Origin of the sequence: Bizionia hallyeonensis, from assembly GCF_042657385.1 — a bacterium.
Classification (GTDB): domain Bacteria; phylum Bacteroidota; class Bacteroidia; order Flavobacteriales; family Flavobacteriaceae; genus Algorimicrobium; species Algorimicrobium hallyeonense.
The window spans coordinates 170752-190054 of sequence record NZ_JBHSLA010000006.1 but is presented as its reverse complement, the minus strand read 5'-3'; the positions used below and the strand labels follow the sequence as shown (position 1 = coordinate 190054).

18 protein-coding genes are annotated in these 19303 nt (G+C 34.4%); 11 read left to right on the top strand and 7 right to left on the bottom strand.

The window, feature by feature from the left end; translation table 11 throughout:
* The first annotated feature begins 92 nt into the window (after positions 1-92).
* Positions 93-722 (top strand): 16S rRNA (guanine(527)-N(7))-methyltransferase RsmG, encoded by a 630-nt coding sequence (rsmG, locus tag ACFPH8_RS13995; protein WP_376861883.1) that lies wholly within the window; start codon positions 93-95, stop codon positions 720-722.
* Between the two features lie 199 nt (positions 723-921).
* On the opposite strand, the gene ACFPH8_RS13990 is transcribed toward rsmG, so the two are convergent.
* Entirely contained in the window at positions 922-3204 is a 2283-nt protein-coding gene (locus tag ACFPH8_RS13990) for a T9SS type A sorting domain-containing protein (protein ID WP_376861880.1), read from the bottom strand.
* Between the two features lie 221 nt (positions 3205-3425).
* The gene (gene pruA / locus ACFPH8_RS13985) at positions 3426-5054 is read right to left on the bottom strand and encodes an L-glutamate gamma-semialdehyde dehydrogenase (protein ID WP_376861877.1); all 1629 of its coding nucleotides are present in this window, start codon (positions 5052-5054) and stop codon (positions 3426-3428) included.
* A gap of 148 nt (positions 5055-5202) precedes the next feature.
* Between pruA and ACFPH8_RS13980 the strand changes: the two genes are divergently transcribed.
* Positions 5203-5910 (top strand): NRDE family protein, encoded by a 708-nt coding sequence (locus ACFPH8_RS13980; protein ID WP_376861874.1) that lies wholly within the window; start codon positions 5203-5205, stop codon positions 5908-5910.
* Between the two features lie 15 nt (positions 5911-5925).
* Here the strand turns inward: ACFPH8_RS13980 and apaG are convergent, their stop codons facing one another.
* Together apaG and ACFPH8_RS13970 are read right to left on the bottom strand one after the other, a co-directional pair.
* Positions 5926-6312, bottom strand: a complete 387-nt coding sequence (gene apaG, locus ACFPH8_RS13975) for a Co2+/Mg2+ efflux protein ApaG (protein ID WP_376861871.1) — start codon at positions 6310-6312, stop codon at positions 5926-5928.
* A gap of 96 nt (positions 6313-6408) precedes the next feature.
* The gene (locus ACFPH8_RS13970; protein WP_376861869.1) at positions 6409-7662 is read right to left on the bottom strand and encodes a type IX secretion system plug protein; all 1254 of its coding nucleotides are present in this window, start codon (positions 7660-7662) and stop codon (positions 6409-6411) included.
* 195 nt (positions 7663-7857) lie between these two features.
* On the opposite strand from ACFPH8_RS13970, the gene ACFPH8_RS13965 reads away from it, so the two are divergent.
* The 9 genes from ACFPH8_RS13965 to ACFPH8_RS13925 all read left to right on the top strand — a co-directional run bounded on the left by ACFPH8_RS13965 (position 7858) and on the right by ACFPH8_RS13925 (position 17139).
* On the top strand, positions 7858-9213 hold the full coding sequence (locus ACFPH8_RS13965) for a Na(+)-translocating NADH-quinone reductase subunit A (RefSeq protein ID WP_376861867.1): 1356 nt from the start codon (positions 7858-7860) through the stop codon (positions 9211-9213).
* Between the two features lie 39 nt (positions 9214-9252).
* Positions 9253-10458 (top strand): NADH:ubiquinone reductase (Na(+)-transporting) subunit B, encoded by a 1206-nt coding sequence (locus tag ACFPH8_RS13960; RefSeq protein ID WP_248395608.1) that lies wholly within the window; start codon positions 9253-9255, stop codon positions 10456-10458.
* Positions 10459-10460: 2 nt separating this feature from the next.
* Positions 10461-11270: a Na(+)-translocating NADH-quinone reductase subunit C gene (locus tag ACFPH8_RS13955; RefSeq protein ID WP_248395606.1), complete on the top strand. Its 810-nt coding sequence runs from the start codon at positions 10461-10463 to the stop codon at positions 11268-11270.
* A 2-nt stretch (positions 11271-11272) separates the two neighbouring features.
* Complete coding sequence (locus tag ACFPH8_RS13950; RefSeq protein WP_376861864.1) at positions 11273-11932, top strand: NADH:ubiquinone reductase (Na(+)-transporting) subunit D; 660 nt, start codon at positions 11273-11275, stop codon at positions 11930-11932.
* Between the two features lie 62 nt (positions 11933-11994).
* The gene (gene nqrE / locus ACFPH8_RS13945) at positions 11995-12732 is read left to right on the top strand and encodes an NADH:ubiquinone reductase (Na(+)-transporting) subunit E (protein ID WP_376861862.1); all 738 of its coding nucleotides are present in this window, start codon (positions 11995-11997) and stop codon (positions 12730-12732) included.
* Position 12733: 1 nt separating this feature from the next.
* A complete protein-coding gene (nqrF, locus tag ACFPH8_RS13940) occupies positions 12734-14041 on the top strand; it encodes an NADH:ubiquinone reductase (Na(+)-transporting) subunit F (protein ID WP_376861860.1) in 1308 nt (435 codons plus the stop codon).
* A 155-nt stretch (positions 14042-14196) separates the two neighbouring features.
* Positions 14197-14574 carry a Na(+)-translocating NADH-quinone reductase subunit F gene (locus ACFPH8_RS13935; protein ID WP_248395597.1) on the top strand — a complete coding sequence of 126 codons (378 nt, stop codon included), beginning with the start codon at positions 14197-14199 and terminating at the stop codon, positions 14572-14574.
* 80 nt (positions 14575-14654) lie between these two features.
* Positions 14655-15632 (top strand): FAD:protein FMN transferase, encoded by a 978-nt coding sequence (locus ACFPH8_RS13930; protein WP_376861857.1) that lies wholly within the window; start codon positions 14655-14657, stop codon positions 15630-15632.
* Positions 15633-15831: 199 nt separating this feature from the next.
* Positions 15832-17139 carry a hypothetical protein gene (locus ACFPH8_RS13925; protein WP_376861855.1) on the top strand — a complete coding sequence of 436 codons (1308 nt, stop codon included), beginning with the start codon at positions 15832-15834 and terminating at the stop codon, positions 17137-17139.
* A 33-nt stretch (positions 17140-17172) separates the two neighbouring features.
* Here the strand turns inward: ACFPH8_RS13925 and ACFPH8_RS13920 are convergent, their stop codons facing one another.
* From ACFPH8_RS13920 to map, 3 genes are all read right to left on the bottom strand, one after another.
* Positions 17173-17553, bottom strand: coding sequence for a DUF423 domain-containing protein (locus ACFPH8_RS13920; protein WP_376861853.1), 381 nt, complete (start codon positions 17551-17553; stop codon positions 17173-17175).
* A 160-nt stretch (positions 17554-17713) separates the two neighbouring features.
* A complete protein-coding gene (locus ACFPH8_RS13915; protein WP_376861851.1) occupies positions 17714-18478 on the bottom strand; it encodes a class I SAM-dependent methyltransferase in 765 nt (254 codons plus the stop codon).
* A 2-nt stretch (positions 18479-18480) separates the two neighbouring features.
* Positions 18481-19299 carry a type I methionyl aminopeptidase gene (gene map, locus ACFPH8_RS13910; RefSeq protein ID WP_376861849.1) on the bottom strand — a complete coding sequence of 273 codons (819 nt, stop codon included), beginning with the start codon at positions 19297-19299 and terminating at the stop codon, positions 18481-18483.
* Positions 19300-19303 lie beyond the last annotated feature (4 nt).

The following is a 19303-nucleotide window of genomic DNA, read 5'->3' as shown; positions in this document are numbered from 1 at the left end:
TGCAAATATAATTATAATGAGCCGTTATGAACACAAAGTTTTCATAAAAATATGCACAAAAAATTACCTATTTTTGTCGAAAATCGAAGAATATGGAACTCATTTTAAAGTATTTTCCCAACCTAACGGAAGATCAGATTGCTAAATTTACGCAATTAGAAGCCTTATATCAAGACTGGAATTTGAAGATAAATGTTGTGTCGAGAAAGGATATTGATGAGTTGTATTTACGCCATGTTTTGCACGCTTTGGCCATTGCAAAAGTGATTGATTTTAAACCAGGAACTAAATTAATGGATGTTGGAACTGGAGGTGGTTTTCCAGGTATTCCACTAGCTATTTTATATCCAAAATGCACATTTCATTTGGTAGATAGTATTGCTAAAAAATTGAAAGTGGTGGATGAGGTTGTTGCTGGATTAGAGCTGACTAACGTAAAAACTACGCATTCCCGAGTTGAGGAAATCAAAGATACCTACGATTTCATTATTAGTAGAGCCGTGGCTGCCATGCCAACTTTTGTGCACTGGATAAAAGGTAAAGTTGCCAAGAAACAAAACCATGAACTTAAAAATGGGATTTTGTATTTAAAAGGAGGCGATTTATCGGAAGAACTCCAAGACTATAAATCAGCAACGATTTATAATATTTCCGATTTTTATTTGGAAGCATTTTTCGAGACTAAAAAGGTGGTGCATTTACCCATTAAGTTTAAAGGGTAATATGTTTAATTTTGAATCGGAATAAAATTTCACAAAAATATAAAAGAGGCTGTCTGAAAAGTAAATTTTCACTCTAAATGTCACATCGAATACAGTGGAAATGTTTGTGTTATAAAAACATGAAAACTTCTACTGCGCTAAGTTGGACATCGAGTTGCTATTATTAAAACAGCCTCTTTTAATTAAAATTCAATATTGTTTACTTAACTAATAATTTTGTTTTTAAAATTTGATTGCCGTCGCTTTCTACATTTAAAATGTACAATCCCGAAGCCATTTGGAACGGAACGGTAGTACGTTGGGTTACATTTAAAGTTAATTGTAAAACTGTTTTCCCAGTAATATCTACTATGGATATATTGGCATTGTTATAGGTTTGTGAACTTAAAATTGTAAAACTTTGTGAAACCGGATTTTGTTCCAGTTTCATAAAGTTTTCAGAAAATGAATCTGTATGTAATGTTTCTAGAATAATTTCGTTTATAGCAAAATCAACATTTTGAGGTGTTAATGTTACGTGTGGTTCATTTTCATTTGGCATATACCAAGCATCAAAAGGTGTGGTGCTGGTTGTTGCACGAGCGGTTGTAACATTACTTGGCGTATGAAACCAATCGATTTCATTATTAGTAATTTCAAAAGCCATAGAACTGACGCTTGGAATAAAATTAAAATAATCTGTGGAGAGCGCGTTTAGAAAATCGCCCACCAAACCATCTGTGGATAAATCTTCAGTCAAGCTCAAAATATCAAATAATCCACCAGAAGCAGCGTCCACACCATTAGAAAAGCTTGGGGCTCGGGATGTGGCATTGTTAATACGGTCGTTGGCTAACGGAAACCACCAAGCAAAATCCAAATGTACTTTACTACTATAAACTTGTGAACCCGCATTAGGTGTAAAACGTGTTTCGGCTTTTAATTCGGCGCCTGAAATAACATCAATATTGGCATTAAGAATACGACTGCCAGGATTTAAATTATTTGCAGCTGCTGTATTATCTTGGTATCTAGAATTTATACCACTTCCATTAATAATTGAAATATTTCGTGTTAACTCTGGAAATCCAGATGCGGTTAAACTATTCATTCTCGTGTCCAAAATGGCTTTGTAAGGATGTTGTTGCGGTAAATTTAAAGCGCTATTAAAAGTAACACCATCGCTATTTGTAATATGCGGTTCAAACTGATCTACCAACATTTGTCTAGCAGCAGAAGAGCGTAACATACCATCAATAATAGGTTGCAATTCTTCCACATTTTGATCGCCTAAAACAGTAAAATCATCAAGTCCAAAAGCTAAAAAATTAAACTGGTGTTGAAACCCGATGGGCACATTGGCACCATGGTGAGGTGAATCAAAAGAAATCCATAACCTAGTTTCATGATCTAAATTATTATTCTCCATATAATTTATGGCATATCTTGAAATTAGACCACCCATACTTGGCCCAATAATGACATTGTCTTCCACGCCAATTTTTTGTGCGTTTATGCTATTAATTAATTCTACTAAAAGCATGGCGTTTCGTTCAATAAAATCAACGCCACCATCAATAATTTTATTATCAGCTGCGCGCGTATACACTGGGAAATTCAGAATGACCACATCAAAACCTTCGTCCCTTACCAAATCCCCTAAATTAGAGGTGGTTCCATTTTCTTCAAAATCTAGTAGTTCATAAATTCCAGCAATGTCACGTCCATCAGCAGGATCAAAACCGTCGACTAAAATAATAGGTTTGTCTAAAATATTATCAGCGCTTAAAAATAGTTCGTATTCACCTGTTCCCGGATAAGATGTGGTTTCTCCGTAAGGCGAAAGGTCTGGTGTAATAGTTGAATTAAATGTTGATATTACACGATTAAAATTTCGTTCTAAATCGGCATTAGAATAAGCTATCTCTATAGTTGCTTGACGGTAAATAACGGATCCATTAGCTAATGTTATTTGAAATGTTAGTGTTTTATCTCCAGCCTCTAAATAGGAAACTTGTATATTTTGATTAGTTGGTATTGGCCTGAAATCTTGACCATCATCAAAATTAATGGCAATGGCTTCAATGGCATTTTCTGTTGCATTAAAAATATGTTTTGACGCTATTGAAAACGTCGTTTCTAATCCTTTGTGCTTTGCTCTAAGCGGCGCGGCAATAGACAGGTTTCTTTTTTCAAAAATAGCCTCACTTGTGTTTCTACGAATAATGAAGCCTTGCGCATCTCTTGTTACTACTTGATTTCGGAAAGCTTGTTCGGTAATAGATTCAAAATCTGAAAGCAAAATTGCCAATGGAATATAATTCGTGAAATGGCTTTGTTTGCTGTCTTCTTTTAAACTAGAAAGTGGCTTAAAACGGTCTTGGAAATCGTTTTGTGCTATGGTTTTATACGCCTGGTAAAAACTATAGGTGTTTATCGTTTTGTTATTGTAATCTGTAATATTAACAATGGGAGATTGTGGAACCAAAATGCTTGTTTCCATTCCCTTTGTATCAAATTTTTCGAAAGCTTTATTGTTTTGCGAAAACGCTGATATGGTAAGCAGCGCGACTAATAAAAAGTAGTTTATTTTCATATGTATAGATGTATTGATTGTTTAAATATACTGCCTGAAATGAATTAGTACTAAAACTTTGGATAAACGACATAAAAAAACCCCTAACAGGTACTGTTAAGGGTTTTTGGAAACTTATATTTAAATATTTATTCTCCTAAAAATGGATATCTGTAATCAACTGGTGTTACAAATGTTTCTTTAATTAACCTAGGTGATACCCAACGTAACAAGTTTTGTGCTGATCCAGCTTTATCATTTGTTCCAGATGCTCTGGCACCTCCAAATGGTTGCTGACCAACAACAGCTCCTGTTGGTTTATCATTAATATAAAAGTTACCAGCACTATTTTGAAGCGCGTTGGTAGCTTCTTGAACTGCATAACGACATGTAGCTAAAATAGCGCCTGTTAAAGCGTATTCGCTAGTTTGGTCTACTAGTTTTAATGTTTCTGAAAAGTCGTTTTCATCATATACATAAATGGTCATAACTGGGCCAAATAGCTCCTCTACCATCGTTGTATATTGTGGGTTGGTTGTTACAATAACCGTAGGCTCAATAAAGTATCCTTTCGATTTATCATAATTTCCACCAACAATAATTTCAGCATCTTTATCTGATTTTGCGTTGTCAATATACTTCGCTAATTTATCAAATGAACCTTCGTTAATAACCGCTGTAATAAAATTCCCCATATCTTCTGGAGATCCCATCTTAAAGGACTTCACGTCTTCAATTATATATTTTTTAACATCTTCCCAAAGGTTGCTTGGAATATAACCTCTAGAAGCTGCACTACATTTCTGACCTTGGAATTCAAAAGCGCCTCTAGAAATAGCTGTTGCTACTTGTTTAGCGTTTGCAGATTTGTGCGCTACAACAAAATCTTTCCCACCCGTTTCACCAACTATTCTTGGGTACGTTTTATAATTTGTTATATTATTCCCAATTTGTTTCCATAAATCTTGAAACACTGGTGTTGAACCTGTATAATGTAAACCAGAAAAATCTGGACTAGCCATAACTGTATCTGTAATCATACCTGGATTACCAAAAACAACGTTTATTACGCCATCTGGAACACCAGCTTCTTGAAAGACATCCATAATAACTTTAGCAGAGAAAATCTGGTTGTTACTTGGTTTCCAAACAACAACATTCCCCATTAATGCCATACAAGACGGCAAGTTTCCAGCAATAGCAGTAAAGTTAAAAGGTGTTACAGCATAGGTGAAACCCTCTAGTGGACGATATTCTACACGATTCCAAGCATCGCTTGTGCTTTCTGGTTGATCCATGTATATATCTGACATGAATTGTACGTTGAAACGTAAAAAGTCAATTAACTCACAAGCTGCATCAATTTCAGCTTGGTAAATATTTTTAGATTGTGCAATCATGGTTGCAGCATTAATTTTAGCTCTGTAAGGACCTGCAATTAATTCGGCAGCTTTTAAAAATATTCCAGCGCGTTGTTCCCATGGCATTTGAGACCATTCTTTTCTAGCTTCTAAAGCTGTAGAAATGGCTTCTTCAATATGAGATTTTTCGGCTAAATGATAGGTTCCAACAATATGTTGATGATCATGTGGAGGAGACATTGTTCTCGTGTTTCCAGTTTTCACCTCTTTCCCATTGATGTACATGCCTACATCAACTTTACTGTTGTACATGTCTTTATAAGCTTTTAAAACTTCATCGCGCTCTGGCGATCCTGGAGCATAAGTTTTTACAGGCTCATTTACTGCTAGTGGTACGTTAAAGAATCCTTTTCCCATGAATATATTGGTATTTAATTGTTTATGTTGTTTTCGAGCTGCAAATGTACGATTTTTTAACTATTTTTTTGATAGAAAGGCTCTTAAAAACACGTTAAAAGTTTGTCTATTTTTGTAAGTTTCATTTTTATTTAGAGACCGTTTAATTATGTGTACAGTAACCTTTATTCCTAAAAACAATACGGATTTTATATTTACTTCAAATCGGGATGAATCGCCAATACGTGAAACGCTAGCGCCTGATTTCTATTTGGAGCATGATGTAACACTACTTTATCCGAAAGATAAAAAAGCTGGAGGTACCTGGATTGGTGTCAGCGAAAAATGCCGATTAGTTTGTATATTGAATGGTGGTTTTACAGCTCATAAACAAGAAGATTATTACAGATTGAGTAGAGGCGTTGTGGTTAAAGATGTTTTAGTAGCGCCCAATTTTTTAAAGACAATTGAGACCTATTGTTTTACGAATATTGAGCCTTTTACCATGCTTATAGTGGATTGGGAAAGAACCTTAAATCTGTATCAATTGGTTTGGGATGGGAATCAAAAACATCTAGAGAAATTACCAAATGAACCGCGAATTTGGTCTTCCTCCTCGTTGTACGATGAGTCCATGAAAAAATTGCGATTAGAATGGTTTGATATTTTTAAAAAGCAAACTAATTATCAGGGAGAATCTATCATGCGGTTTCATAAAACAGCAGGTTATCAGCATGCTGAATTTGGATTGATTATGGACCGCGGATTTGTTAAAACTACTAGTATTACCCAAGTTGAAAAACGGTACTCACGTGTTAATATGCGATACACAAATTTACAAGCTGAAAAGGTTGTTGAAAAGGAAATGCTTTTTTGAATTAATAATTTAAAACTAATTTAATGCGAAAGGCGCGCTTAATCTGAAAGTAGGAATAGCCACTTTAAATTTCTTCTCCGTTTCTAAATTAATCATATTATAGAATCCTTGCATAGCTCCAAATGGCGATGTAAGTAGGCAGCCAGAGGTATAGGTATGCAATTCGCCGGGTTTTAAAATTGGTTTTTTACCGATAACACCTTCGCCTGAAACCATTTCAACATTATTTAGTGCGTCTAAAATAGTCCATTCTCTAGCGTATAATTGAACGGTGTTTTTGCTTTGATTTTCAATAGTCACTTTATAGCCAAAAGCAAACTGAATTTTATAATCTTTATAAAAGGTGCCTTCAAAATGGGTTTCTACAGAAATTTTAATGCCTTTTGTAACTTGTTGAACCATGCTATTAATGGGTTTTCAAGGGTTTAGATGTTTGCTAATGTAATAAATATTACTCGAGAATAAAAAAAATTAGTTTATAGTCGATTAACAGACGGCTTAATTGGATATATTCACGGAATTTCCTTCACCTATACCTATTATACGGTCGTATCTGGCGCCTAAATCGCGATAATAAACCAATACCTTATAGTCATTTTCCGTTTGCCAAAAACTACCACTTATGGCACTTTCATTTATTTTACCGGTTTGATTGTCTACAATTACATATTTGTAGTTGTAAAACCCTTGTTTCAATATAATAGGCACTTCATAAATACCTTTTGCAGAATTAAAAGTCATTTTAGTAAACTCATCAACGGCATAATTATTAAAATTACCATAAACATGAACGGATTGATTTGGTGGTAATTCGTCCAATAGTAATGAAAAGTGCATCCATGCATAATCTGCTTCTATGGTTGGTTTTTCGGCATCAATAGCCGTAATTAAAAAGTTGCCATTAATGTCTGGATTGTACGTATAGGGCTTATTAAAGCGCGGCACATTGGTAAATAAATAATTGCTGTACAATTCAAATAACTCTATATATTGAATGGCAGCATTGGCACCGCGAATATCTTTATTTTCAAAGTAAAAATACTCGTTGCCACCTTCAAATAAGGTTTCTTTGGTGTATTTGTAAATTAATTCGTTACCTAATGTGTATTGGGGTGGAACATTGCTAATGGCGGAATTTAAATTATTATTCTGAATAATTAAGGTTTTTACCGTTTGTAGCGGATTGTTAAATTGCAAATTCCCAGAGTTAATAACAATATCTACACTTTGCATACGTTCCACTTGCCTAACATCGCGGGAGCGTTTAATGGAAACACCCACGTTTGCTAAATTTTCCTGAACCATAAATTTTCTAGAGAAAACCAGTTCATCTAAATCATTATAAACCTTAATCATGTAATTACCCGAAACTTTTAAGCCGCGAGTTTGCTGATTTGGAAGCCGTAAGGTGTAGTGTGAATATATTTGATAGGTGTTAAACGAATTTTCGTAATTACGAATACGTTGATTGTCAATACCGTTTAAATATTCGGTTTGCATGAGCTGCGAAGGTGTCCAATCATAATCAAAATGTTCAATTTTATAATAGAAATCATCCTCATCACCATTTAGAGCATCAAACTCCAAGATTAATTGTTGGCCTAATTCTAAAATAGGAAGTTGACTTTCGCGTGTTTGACCTTGAAAGGTGATGGATTTAATATAACCCGGAGGGTTCACTTCCTTTGCTATTTGAGAAAAAACGGATTGACCACAAATTATAAGGAATACCGATAGAAAAGATTTAAACATGCAATAATTGTTTTAAGGGATAAAGATAAACAATTTTTATGCCTAAATAATTTTACTTATTTAGAATAGGTATAAATAACAAACTTCATGGAAGTCTGGTATAAAATGATGTATAATTTCGTAAATTTGCACCGATTTTTACCTCAATTAAAATCAGAATGATATTTTTTACTATTAACAAATAGATTTATAAATATGTCAAACGACATTACCATTAAAAAAGGTCTAGACATCAAGCTTAAAGGTGCTGCTGAAAAGGTGACTGAAAATGCTATTATTAGTAATTTTTGCACTGTTAGACCAGAAGACTTCCACGGTGTTACGCCAAAATTAATTGCTAAAGTTGGAACCAAAGTAAAAGCAGGAGAGCCTATTTTTTATAATAAAGCTCAAGACGCTGTTATGTTTGTTTCGCCTGTATCAGGGGAAATAGTGGACATTCCAAGAGGTGATAAACGTCGCATTTTAGCATTAAAAATCCAAGCCGATAAAGAGCAAGTTTATCTTGATCACGGTGTGTTTAATGTAGAATCTGCAACCGCAGAGGCTATTAAAGCACATTTACTAGCATCAGGATGTTGGCCTTTTATTAAGCAAAGACCGTATGATATTATTGCAAATCCAGAAAGATTGCCAAAAGCTATTTTTATTTCAGGATATGCTTCTGCGCCTTTAGTTGCAGATTATGATTACGTACTTCAAGGAAAAGAAGCGGAACTGCAAGCGGCGGTTAATGCTTTAGGGAAATTAACGGAAGGCCAAGTACACGTTTCAGTTGCTAAAAATGGGGCTTCGCCATTAGCAAGTTTAAAAGGTGTTACAATTCATAAGGTTTCTGGTCCACATCCAGTAGGAAACGTGGGAACACAAATCAATAAAATTGATCCTGTAAATAAAGGTGAAACCGTTTGGACTATTAATCCGCAGGATTTAGTCATTATTGGTGAGTTACTTTTAACAGGGAAATTCAATGCAGAACGTTTAGTAGCATTAGTTGGCTCGTCTGTTAAAAAGCCTCGTTATTTTAAAACTAAAATTGGTAGTGAAGTTGCCACGATGGTTTATGATAATGGCGTTGATAAAGATGGAAACGATCGTATTATTTCTGGAAACGTTTTATCTGGAAAACAGGTGAAACCAGACGGAAGCTTGGATTATTACAGTAATACTATTACCGTAATTCCAGAAGGTGATGATTATGAGTTTTTTGGATGGAATAAGCCCGTTTTCAATAAAATATCAACATCTAGAGCGTTAACATTCTCATGGTTAACACCAAACAAAAAATACGATTTAAATACCAATACAAATGGAGAACATAGGAATTTTGTGCTAACAGGTACGTATGAAAAAGTTTTTCCATTAGATATTTACCCACTGCAGATTTTAAAATCTTGTATGTATGAGGATTTAGACGAAATGGAAGCTTTAGGTATGTACGAAGTTGCTCCAGAAGATTTTGCTTTAACTGAATTTGTTTGCGTGTCTAAACAACCACACCAAGCCATTATCAGAAAAGGATTGGACGTGATGATAAAAGAAATTGGATAACGATTCATTTTCACTGTAAAATGAAAAATATATATAAAGATGAGTTTAAAAAGTAGTTTACATAACTTAAAGGAGAAGTACAAAGGAACCAAAATGGCTCCTGCGTTTAACGCACTTCATACTTTTTTGTATTTGCCGAATGAGACCACGCATAATGGGACTCATATTAAAGCAGCCGATGATTTAAAAAGAACCATGAATATTGTAATTATGGCTTTGGTGCCATGTTTAATATTTGGAATTTTTAATGCCGGTTATCAGCATTATTTAGCTTTAGGAGAAATTGAATCGGCTAAAGGGTTTTTAGGAGCATCGTTTTGGACTTTAGATAACTTGATTATCGGAGCCTGGACGGTATTACCATTGGTAATCGTTTCCTACGGTGTAGGTCTTGCAGTAGAATTCTTATTTGCTGTAATTAAAGGTCACGAAGTTGAAGAAGGCTATTTAGTAACAGGTATGTTAGTGCCATTAATTGTTCCAGTGGATATTCCATTATGGATGTTGGCAACAGCCGTTGTTTTTGGTGTTGTAATTGGTAAAGAAGTTTTTGGTGGTACAGGAATGAATATCCTGAACCCAGCATTAACTATTCGTGCCTTTTTGTTTTTTGCCTATCCTACTTGGATGTCGGGAGATAAGGTTTGGGTTCATGGAGCAAAAGCTTTAGAAGGGACACCAGACGCTATTTCAGGTGAAACCATTTTGGGTTCATATGCTCAAAATAATTCAGTAATGTATGACTATTGGGATATGTTTTGGGGAATTATTCCAGGCTCGGTTGGTGAAACCTCCAAAGTCTTAATTATTATTGGTGCCTTATTCTTAATCTTCACAAAAGTAGGAAGCTGGAGAATTATAGTAAGTACGCTTATTGGTGCTTTAGTTATGGGCTTAATATTCAACGGTGTTGTAGATGCTGGTTGGATATCAGAATCAAGTAAATTCTACGGGTTAATGAGTGTTCCATTCTGGCAACATTTAATCATAGGTAGTATACTCTTTGGAGCCGTTTATATGGCAACCGATCCAGTAACAGCTTCACAAACCAATAAAGGAAAATGGATTTATGGTTTCTTAATAGGATTTATATCTATTATGATTCGTGTATTTAATCCAGCTTACCCAGAAGGTGTATTCTTAGCAATTTTATTAATGAACGTTTTTGCTCCTACTATTGACCATTATGTGGTACAAGGTAATGTGAAACGTAGAATGAAGCGTTTAAAAGTTAAAACAGCATAATTATGGCAGTTAATACAGATAAAAATTCATACACGATATTTTTTGCAATTGCAATGGTAGTCGTTGTAGGTTCATTATTAGCGTTTACAGCATCGTCTTTAAGACCTAATATTGAAGAAAATGAAAGAAAAGAAAAGCAGCAGAATATATTGTATGCTTTAGGAGTAAATGAAAATGAAGGTACAGGAGATATCGCTTTTGTATCTACCAGTAAAGTTGCAGAAGCATTTGAAGCTAATATTTCTGAACAAATTGTTTTAGAAGTAAAAGATGGCAAAATCTTAAAAGAAATGAATCGTGAGGAATTCATGAGTTCTAAAGAACAAGGTGCTGGAAAAGAACCTTATTTAATAGACATTAAAAAAGAGCAATCTAAAGCTAAAAATGGTGAATCAAGATACTTGCCGCTATTTAAAGGTCAGCAGGACGGTAAAACGGTTTATGTTGTGCCAATTAGAGGTAAAGGACTTTGGGATGCTATTTGGGGTTTTGTAGCTCTAGATGAAGAAATGGTTGTTAGAGGTGTGTTTTTTGATCACGCTGGTGAAACACCTGGTTTAGGTGCAAACATTAAACAACGTTATTTCATGGATGATTTCTATGGTGAAAGATTATTGACGGATGCAGGGGTATTTAAAGGAATTACCGTTGCCAAAGGAAATAATGACCCTGTAAATGCTGATAAAAATGATCACGCAGTTGATGCTATTGCAGGATCTACAATTACAGGAGATGGTGTAACTGCAATGATTAAGAAGGATTTGAAATTGTACTTACCATACTTTACGAACTTAAAAAATAACAACAATTAATTATGGCACTACTTACAAAAAAAGACCTAAAGTTAATTACGGATCCGTTATCAGATAATAACCCAATTACCATTCAAGTATTAGGTATTTGTTCTGCATTAGCAATTACAGCAGAGCTTAAACCATCTATAGTAATGAGTATTGCTGTACTTTTTGTTATGGGTGTTGGTAACGTTGTTATTTCATTAATGCGAAATATCATTCCGTCTAAAATTAGAATTATTGTACAACTAGTTGTTGTTGCATCTTTAGTTATTATTGTAGATCAGGTTTTAAAGGCTTTTCAATACGAATTAAGTAAAACACTATCCGTATTTATTGGTTTAATTATTACTAACTGTATCATTATGGGACGTTTTGAAGCATTCGCTTTAGCAAACAAGCCATGGAGATCCTTTTTAGATGGTGTTGGAAACGCATTAGGTTACGCTGTAATTTTGGTTATAGTGGGTTTCTTTAGAGAGCTTTTAGGTTCAGGGACACTGTTTGGCATTCCAGTCTTAGGAGATCCCATTGGAAGTCTAGAAACGGGACCAACAGGGGTATATGCATTTGGATATGAAAATAATGGTTTTATGCTAATGCCACCAATGGCGTTAATTATTGTGGGACTTATTATCTGGGTACAACGTAGTAGAAATAAAGATTTAATAGAAGACTAAATTAATTAGTCGTTTTAAAAGACCTTAAAAAACTACAGTAGAAAATTTAAAAGAATAAAAAAATGATAGAGCATTTAGAATTATTTTTCAAGTCCATTTTTATAGATAACATGGTCTTTGCGGTATTCTTAGGTATGTGTTCATACTTAGCAGTATCTAAAAAAGTTGCAACGGCCGTAGGTCTTGGAGCAGCTGTAATATTTGTATTAGCTATAACCGTACCTTTAAACTGGTTATTAGATCAGTATTTATTACAACCAGGAGCATTAGCTTGGATAGATGGAAGTGCCAACGGAGAAGGTTTCTCTGGAATGGATTTAGGCTTTCTTTCCTTTATAATGTTTATTGCAACCATTGCAACAATGGTACAATTGGTAGAAATTATTGTCGAAAAGTTTTCACCATCTTTATATAATTCACTAGGTATATTTTTACCATTAATTGCAGTAAACTGTGCTATTTTAGGTGGTTCATTATTTATGCAGTCTCGTGAAATTGAAACGTTTGGTTTAGCACTTAACTATGGAATATCTTCTGGAATTGGTTGGTTCTTGGCTATTTTAGCCATTGCAGCCATTCGTGAAAAAATTAGATATTCTAATGTGCCAGCGCCATTAAGAGGCTTAGGAATTACGTTTATAATTACAGGTTTAATGGGCATTGGATTTTTAAGTTTTGGTGGTATGTTAACCGGTGGAGATGAAGAAGGGGAACCATCAACAGAACCAACAACACAAGTACAAGAAATACAAACTGAAGACGCTAAAGAATTAGCTGAAAACACTAAAGTAATAGAGTAATATGATTTTAGCAACAGGAACATTAGGAACAGTAATAACGACAGTAATAGCGTTTTTAATCATAACCTTACTACTGGTAACTTTACTATTAGTTGTCAAACAAAAATTATCTCCTTCAGGTCCCGTAAAGATCTTAATTAATGGAGAACGAGAAATTGAAGTAGCTTCTGGAGATACCTTATTATCTACTTTAGGAGCTAACAAAATATTCTTACCATCTGCATGTGGTGGTGGTGGAACATGTATTCAATGTGAGTGCCATGTATTAGAAGGTGGTGGTGAAGCATTACCAACAGAAACCCCACATTTCTCTAGAAAAGAATTGGCTGAAGGAGCACGTTTATCTTGTCAGGTAAAAGTGAAACAAGACATGGAAATTTCAATTCCAGAAGAGGTATTTGGAATTAAGAAATGGGAAGCTACCGTTGTTCGTAATTATAACGTGGCATCATTTATCAAGGAGTTTGTTGTTGAAATTCCTGAAGATATGGGCTATAAAGCGGGTGGCTATATCCAGATTGAAATTCCTAGCTGTGAAATTAAATTTTCAGATATGGATATCACAGCGCATCCAGAAGAACATGACACACCAGATAAGTTTCAAGCCGAATGGGATAAATTTGCATTATGGCCATTAGTGATGAAAAACACTGAAACCGTAGAGCGTGCCTATTCTATGGCTTCTTATCCAGCTGAAGGACGCGAAATTATGCTAAACGTACGTATTGCAACACCACCTTTTGACCGAGCCAAAAACGGTTGGATGGATGTAAATCCAGGTATTGCGTCGTCATATATATTTGCTCAAAAACCAGGCGATAAAGTAATTATTTCAGGCCCTTATGGTGAATTCTTTATCAACGAATCTGAAGCAGAAATGCTGTATGTTGGTGGTGGAGCAGGAATGGCGCCAATGCGTTCTCATTTATATCACTTATTCAAAACCTTAAAAACAGGTAGAAAAGTAACCTATTGGTATGGTGGACGTTCTAAACGTGAGCTATTTTATTTAGAGCACTTTAATGAGTTGGAAAGAGATTTCCCTAACTTTAAGTTCTATTTAGCGTTATCGGAACCAATGGAAGAAGATAATTGGAAAGTAAAAGAAAATATTGATGCCCCTGGTGATGGTTTCGTAGGATTTATTCACAACTGTGTAATTGATAATTACTTAAATCATCATGAGGCACCAGAAGATATCGAATTATATTTCTGTGGACCTCCATTAATGAACCAAGCGGTTCAAAAAATGGGTGAGGATTTTGGTATTCCAGATGAAAACATTCGTTTTGATGATTTTGGAGGATAATATCCGTAAAATTAAAACGTATATAAATTTAAAAACCCAACATCGTCATGTTGGGTTTTTTATTTGGAATAACTGTCAGCATAGAAATCCAATAGAGATTTAAGTTTCAATGCAATTATTCTCTTTGGTTTTTTAATAATTTGTAATTTTGCATTATGAAAAAAGAACTCACAGAACAAGAGCGTCATAATTTAGCCATGAACCATGTTGGTAAAGATTTGGAGCAACGTGGCTTTGAATTTGTAGCCATTAATAGTAAGTTAAAAAGGCATCCGCAATTTGTATGTATTGATAAAAATAATCAATATTTTTTTGTGATAATTCGGGCGGTTTTATTGCCTGATAACCCGAATAATTATGACATAGTTTGGATGGAAACCTTTAAAAAACACGCAGCTGAAAAAGATGCTAAAGTTCTCTACGCTGGCGTTGGGTTAGGCAATCCAAATGGCGAAGATTTACCTATCTATTTAAACGAAGAGTACCTTATTGAATACAACGGAATTCAAGTAATTGAAACCAACTTAAATTAAACGGTCAAGGCGATCCTAGTTGTTGGCAAACAGGAATCTAGGACGTGGCAACTTCAAAAAATGAAAAAATAAATTTCAATATGAAAAAATTAGGGTTTCTATTTTTAATGCTCATTATATTGGTTTCCTGTAAACAAGAAGCCACAAATACCAAGTTATCAGGACCAGTTTTTGGAACCATGTATTCGGTAATTTACGATTCGGAAGTCAATTATCAGCCACAATTTGATAGTCTGTTTGCGGTTATCAATTCATCTATGTCTACCTACATCTCAGATTCAGATATTTCAAAATTAAACCGTAATGAAACCGTTTCAGTAGATGATCATTTTCTGAATGTTTTCAACAACGCAAAAACAATATATCACGCAACTAATGGTGCTTTCGATCCTACAATTGGAGCAGTTGTAAACGCCTGGGATTTTGGTCCTGAAGGAAAAATAATGGCTTTAGATAGTCTTAAAATTGATAGCCTCATGCTTGGTGTTGGTTTTAATAAGGTTTCCATTAAAAATAATACCATTATCAAACCCGCTAGTACTTTTATAGATTTTAATGCCATAGCCAAAGGGTATGGCGTGGATGTAATTGGTTTATTTTTAGAATCAAAAAACGTTAAAAATTATTTAGTTGAAATTGGTGGTGAAATCCGAACGCGTGGTACCAATATAGAAAAACAAAGCAGTTGGAAAGTGGGTGTAGAAATGCCACATTTTGATGGTGAACAATCTATTTTAAACGCCATAAGCTTAAAAAATGAGTCTATGGCAACATCAGGAACTTACCGGAAGTTTAAAATTGATGACCAAGGAAATCGCTACTCTCATATTATCGATACCAAAACAGGATATCCTAGTAAAACCAATTTGCTGAGTATTTCAGTCATTGCAGAAAATTGTATGATTGCTGATGCGTATGCTACCGCTTTTAAAGCCATGGGAATAGAAAAAGTTGAGGAATTTTTAAAAGCACATCCCGAATTAAAAGTGTTTTTAATTTTTGAGAATGACCTAAACGAATTCGAAACGGTTTCTATAAATGGTTTTCCTGAAAATTAGTGTTTTAACGCCTTCAACCTTCTGAAAATTAAGTTTATAGTTATATAACGTGTTTTTTATAGTAATAATTTAGCATATTAACGAAAACTTCTGGTTACACATTTTTTCTTTGTAAACTTCTTGTTATTTTAGATTATAACATGTTGATACACATCTGCTCCGATACGTATCCCGTATATTTTCTAATTAAATCGTTTGTATGAAATTTTTATTTACTCCTGTATTCCTGTTGTTTTTAGCACTGCCTGTTTTTTCACAATCTGATGCCGAAATTGGTGCTATTTATGTCGAGAAGTCCGAAGCAAGTTTATTGGAAGGCGATTTAGATAGCGCATTGGAATACTTTAGTAAAGCTAGACGCTATATTAAGGAAATTGAAGATAGTAATGTAGCGCGAGTTGGCGCTATGGTTAGTAATGAGGTTCGAGATTATACAAAAGCTAAAATTTTAACCCAACTGTATTTTGATTTGAATCCAGATAACAAAACCTCCGAATATCAGGATATGTTATTAATGTATGTAAATATTGAAGAAGCTATGGAAGCCATCGCTATTGAAGATGAAAAATTGCGACTTGAAAAATTGGAGCAGGAAAGGCAACAACGACGGTTAGATTCTTTAACAGCTATTTGGACCGCAGAATACGAAACCTTTTTAATTAATATGGATAGTATTAGTGCTTTTAATTCATATAACATAGCTGTTTATTTTAAGGGTGGAAATGTTGGAATTATGGATCATTTAGGTCAAGTTTTGGTAGAGGCAAATACGTATAAAGATGCTATAGAATATGATGGCTTTGTTCTTTTATTAGATAATGTAGAGCATCCTACACGAATTTATGCATATAACGCGGCTTCTAAAGACGGTTACCAATTACCAAGCGTTACCCAATTTTTACCGCAAGCTTATGATTTCGGACATGTTATGTTACCGCGCTCAAATGGTATGCTAGTAACCTACCCAAGTAATGCCAACAATGTGTTTATTTACGATTTAAACACGAAAAAATATATGGCCAATCCCGATATGGAAGATCAATTAAAGACCATGAAGAAAAATGATATTATTGATAGATTCAATGGTGATTTGGAAATTAGAATGGATAAAAATTGGTACACCATAGGAAATGCGCTTGGTGGAGGTTTACATCCTATTTATAATAGTAAAAAGGATCTTCATGGGTTTTTAAACACTTACAATGGAAAAATGTTTGATGCCTCGTATTATAAATTTGTAGGGCCTTTTTGTTCTGGGAAATATCAAATTATTGAGGACGGTAATAGTTTATGGATCGATACTGAAGGCGTTAAATTTGAAACTTTAGAAAATAAAAGTGGTACATATTCTGGGAATTCGAAATTTGTCAAAAACACGAATGGCACTTTTCAAATTCTTAAGGAAGTGGACGGAAAGGACCATTTAATTTTTAAAGATAAGTCCTTGGTAGTTTTGGAAGATTTTTTAATTAAAAATAATGTTGGAAATTCAGGAGCTCAAAAATAAATAGCTTAAACAGCATTTATTTATCATTCCGTTTTAAATTACCAATAAAAACACATTAACCAGTATCAAAAACCAGCCAGCAACTAAAAGCAAGCCGCCAATAGGTGTGATTGGTCCTAAAACCCGAAGCTTTTTTCCTATAGCATCAGATAATACCAATCCATAAATACTGAAAGAAAATAAAATAATACCAATAGTAAAGCACCAGTAGGTTGTGGCGGTTACGGTGTAAGGGCTAAAACCTAATGCTAATAATACAAAGGCATGATACATTTGGTATTTCACGCCAACTTCAAAACTTTGTAATTGATCTGGAGATAATGTTTTCTTTAAAGCATGTGCGCCAAAGGCACCAAAAATTACGGCTAACATTCCAAAAATTGCAGCTGTTGCAATTATAATTTGATGTGTCATTTTAGTTGGTTTTAGAAGTTCAGTTTAAGTACTATTTAAATTAATAGTTAAAATTTTCTAACTATAAAATCAGTATTGGTTATTAAAAAAAGGCAAGATTTCTCTGTAAAATTCTGCGCACCTTTCGGCTTTTATCCTATGATAAGTTGCCATTCAATCTTTATTTATAAACAACCGGAATAATTTCGCCTTTGGCCAAACAATAGCGTTCTATTTCAGCATCAGAAAGTTTAGAGGTATAATCCAATTCTTCAACTTTAAATCCCACGTTTCGGAGTTTATCAAAATAATCACGACCATAAATTCTAACATGATCATATTGCCCAAAAATGGCAGCACGTTCTTTTTTATCGGTAATGCTATCATCTTCAAAAGTACTATCGCGATTTAAATCTTGTGGAATTTGAAATATGCCATAACCACCAGGTTTCATAACTCTGAACAATTCTTGCATGGCTTTAGTATCATCTGGAATATGCTCCAAAACATGATTGCATAAAATAATATCATAACTATTGTCTTCAAAGGGAAGACTACAGATATCTGCTTTCACATCTGCAATTGGCGACTCTAAATCTGTTGTTGTATAGTTGAGGTTATTAAGTTTTTGAAAGCGTTTTAAAAAACATTGTTCTGGTGCAAAATGAAGCACACTTTTTTTAGCGGTAAAAAAATCGGTATCATTTTGTAAATAAAGCCAAAGTAATCTATGGCGTTCTAAAGAAAGGGTAGAAGGTGATAGCACATTATCACGCTGGTTCCCGTAACCGTATGGTAGAAACGCTTTAAAACTTTTGCCATCAATAGGGTCTGTATAGGTATTGCCTTTCATGAAAAAAGCTAAAATAGGACGTGCTAAATAGCTTAACCTAATTAATATAGGTCTAGGAATAACGTTAAGAATTGTTTTAAAAAGTTGCTTCATTGTTAAAGCACTAACGCCTTCTGCCTAAACGCATCCTCCTCATCACTCACAATCCCTAAAGCCTCATAAATATATCCAAACGTAGAAAGCAATTCAGGTTTGCCATCAACAATAGCTACATCATGTTCAAAATGAGCCGACGGTTTATTGTCTAAAGTAGTAATGGTCCAACCATCACGATGTTGTTTTATTCTATGAGTTCCCATGTTTATCATAGGTTCAATAGCAACTACTTGGCCTTCCACAAACTTCTTGCCACGACCACGTTTACCATAGTTTGGCATTTCGGGATCTTCATGCATTTTACGGCCTATGCCGTGTCCTACTAATTCACGAACCACACCATAACCTCTGTCTTCACAGTATTTTTGAATAGCATAACCAACATCTCCAACACGATTACCAACTTTAAATTCACGAATCCCTTCATATAAAGATTGCTTGGTAACATCTAAAAGCGTTTGAATTTCAGGAGCTATTTCGCCAACAGCAAATGTGTAGGCGTGATCACCATAAAAGTTGTTTTTTATGGCACCACAGTCTATAGAAATAATATCGCCTTCTTGCAAAGGTTCATTTGTTGGGAACCCATGGACAACTTGTGAGTTTGGACTCATACAAAGCGTATTTGGAAAATCATACAAGCCTAAAAATCCAGGTATAGCACCTTGCTCCCTAATATAATCTTCGGCCAATTTATCTAATTGTAATGTGGTAACACCCGGCTTTACCTCTTTGGCAAGCATTCCTAAAGTTTTAGATACAATTAAAGCACTTTCACGCATTAATTCTATCTCTTCTCTTGTTTTTACTATAATCATAATT

Excerpts from the sequence above, each read along its gene's own strand:
- rsmG (WP_376861883.1), top strand. The coding sequence starts at position 93 with ATGGAACTCATTTTAAAGTATTTTCCCAACCTAACGGAAGATCAGATT.
- nqrE (WP_376861862.1), top strand. The coding sequence starts at position 11,995 with ATGATAGAGCATTTAGAATTATTTTTCAAGTCCATTTTTATAGATAAC.
- pruA (WP_376861877.1), bottom strand. The coding sequence starts at position 5,054 with ATGGGAAAAGGATTCTTTAACGTACCACTAGCAGTAAATGAGCCTGTA.
- ACFPH8_RS13955 (WP_248395606.1), top strand. The coding sequence starts at position 10,461 with ATGGCAGTTAATACAGATAAAAATTCATACACGATATTTTTTGCAATT.
- map (WP_376861849.1), bottom strand. The coding sequence starts at position 19,299 with ATGATTATAGTAAAAACAAGAGAAGAGATAGAATTAATGCGTGAAAGT.
- ACFPH8_RS13930 (WP_376861857.1), top strand. The coding sequence starts at position 14,655 with ATGAAAAAATTAGGGTTTCTATTTTTAATGCTCATTATATTGGTTTCC.
- ACFPH8_RS13915 (WP_376861851.1), bottom strand. The coding sequence starts at position 18,478 with ATGAAGCAACTTTTTAAAACAATTCTTAACGTTATTCCTAGACCTATA.
- apaG (WP_376861871.1), bottom strand. The coding sequence starts at position 6,312 with ATGGTTCAACAAGTTACAAAAGGCATTAAAATTTCTGTAGAAACCCAT.
- ACFPH8_RS13925 (WP_376861855.1), top strand. The coding sequence starts at position 15,832 with ATGAAATTTTTATTTACTCCTGTATTCCTGTTGTTTTTAGCACTGCCT.
- ACFPH8_RS13960 (WP_248395608.1), top strand. The coding sequence starts at position 9,253 with ATGAGTTTAAAAAGTAGTTTACATAACTTAAAGGAGAAGTACAAAGGA.
- ACFPH8_RS13950 (WP_376861864.1), top strand. The coding sequence starts at position 11,273 with ATGGCACTACTTACAAAAAAAGACCTAAAGTTAATTACGGATCCGTTA.
- ACFPH8_RS13935 (WP_248395597.1), top strand. The coding sequence starts at position 14,197 with ATGAAAAAAGAACTCACAGAACAAGAGCGTCATAATTTAGCCATGAAC.
- ACFPH8_RS13920 (WP_376861853.1), bottom strand. The coding sequence starts at position 17,553 with ATGACACATCAAATTATAATTGCAACAGCTGCAATTTTTGGAATGTTA.
- nqrF (WP_376861860.1), top strand. The coding sequence starts at position 12,734 with ATGATTTTAGCAACAGGAACATTAGGAACAGTAATAACGACAGTAATA.
- ACFPH8_RS13990 (WP_376861880.1), bottom strand. The coding sequence starts at position 3,204 with ATGGAAACAAGCATTTTGGTTCCACAATCTCCCATTGTTAATATTACA.
- ACFPH8_RS13980 (WP_376861874.1), top strand. The coding sequence starts at position 5,203 with ATGTGTACAGTAACCTTTATTCCTAAAAACAATACGGATTTTATATTT.
- ACFPH8_RS13970 (WP_376861869.1), bottom strand. The coding sequence starts at position 7,662 with ATGTTTAAATCTTTTCTATCGGTATTCCTTATAATTTGTGGTCAATCC.
- ACFPH8_RS13965 (WP_376861867.1), top strand. The coding sequence starts at position 7,858 with ATGTCAAACGACATTACCATTAAAAAAGGTCTAGACATCAAGCTTAAA.